The organism is Amycolatopsis alkalitolerans, from assembly GCF_006152065.1.
Lineage (GTDB): Bacteria > Actinomycetota > Actinomycetes > Mycobacteriales > Pseudonocardiaceae > Amycolatopsis_E > Amycolatopsis_E alkalitolerans.
Map to the genome: position 1 here is coordinate 1 of NZ_VDFW01000074.1, position 1,525 is coordinate 1,525.

A 1,525-nucleotide genomic window follows, 5' to 3' on the forward strand; every position below is an offset into this window, starting at 1 on the left:
CGCATGACACCCCCTGTGTCAACCTCAAGGTCGAAATCATGCTGCGGTGGGCGTGGTGTGGCGTTGGAGCGCGCCGTGTTGGGCCGGGTCGTAGGGTGTCTGATCGAGCCAGCATCGCCAGATCACGCGAATCCATGCGCGGGCCAGTACTCGCACGGCGTGGGGGTGGTCCTTGCCGGCGGCGGTGGCGTCTTTGTAGATTTTCGCGGCCCAGGGGCTGGCGTGTCGGCTGTTGTCGGCGAACGTGGTCATGGCCCGGCGGAAGCGCTTGTTGCAGGCCCAGCGGAAGTGCACGGCGCGATGTTTGCCGGACTCCTTGGTGACCGGGGTGCATCCGGCGAGTGCGGCGACGGAGTCGGGACTGTCGTAGGCTTGGCGGGCATCGCCCCACTCGGCGAGCATCTGGGCGGCGTTGATCTGACCCGAGCGTGGCAGCGACGTGAAGATCTTCCCGTCCGGGTGCTCCCCGAGGTGGGCGACGGTCGAGCGGTCGAGGTCCTTGATCGCGGTGTTGAGCGCGGTGAGCACGCCGGCCATCGCGAGCACGGCATCACGCAGTGCTTCGGTGAGGGCGTCGTCGGTGGTCCCGGCTGGGGCGGTCCGCAGCCGGTCCAGCAGTTGCGCGGCCGAGCGTCGGCCGGAGTAGCCGTGTTTGACGCAGAAGGCCTGCATGCGCTTCTCCCCGAGCCGCGCGACGGCGGCTGGGGTGGGGTAGCGGGTCAGGAATGCCAGGCTGATCGGGGATTCCACGTCGGCGAAGATGGCTTTGGCGCCCGGCCAGTGCGCCTCCAGCAGCGCGGAGAGCTGATTGGTGGCCGCGACCCGCATCTCGACCAAATCGTCGCGGGTGCGCACGACGGTGCGCAGGGCCTTGGTCTCGCCGGAATACGGGGTGGCCACCCGCAGCCGGTGCTGGCGCAGGCGCAGGTACTCGGCGATGACCGCGGCATCCCCGGCGTCGGACTTGGCGCCAGAGAGGACTTCCCCTTCCCGCCAGGTCTTGATCGCGTTCGGCTTGACCGGCACCACCGGGTGCCCGGCCTCCAGCAGCAGGTCGACCAGCCGACCGTTGGGGCGTTCGATCGCGATCGGGATATCCGCCGGGTCACCGAGTTTGGCCAGGCGACGGACCAGCCCGGCGATCCCGTCCGTGGAGTGCTTGATCACGAACTGGGACACGATCTTGCCGGTGGTATCCATAACGCACACCGCGTGTTCGGCGGCGGCCCAGTCGATCCCGACGAAGAACAGCGCTTCAGGCAGCGCGAGCGACAACGTGACTCCTTGCAGTGGCAGCGACGACCCGGCGGCAGCGAGGCCGACTCCCGGGTGGTCACTAACCGGCGCTCTACGGCGCGTCTCCCTGTTGCCAGTCCGCAGCCCCGCGAGAGCCGGGGGCGGCGGTGTCATGCAGGCCCTTCACAGGCGACCGAACCAGGCCGTCACCCCGGCTCCCGCCGAGTCCCTTCAACGAACCCCATCATGATCACGAGGCCCGCAGGAAGGATGGTGCCCTAGTGACCGA

General features: G+C 68.8%; 1 protein-coding gene. It reads right to left on the reverse strand.

Annotated elements, in window-relative coordinates:
* Positions 1 to 36: 36 nt before the first annotated feature.
* Positions 37 to 1,275: an IS110 family RNA-guided transposase gene (locus tag FG385_RS33680; RefSeq protein ID WP_139100865.1), complete on the reverse strand. Its 1,239-nt coding sequence runs from the start codon at positions 1,273 to 1,275 to the stop codon at positions 37 to 39.
* Positions 1,276 to 1,525 lie beyond the last annotated feature (250 nt).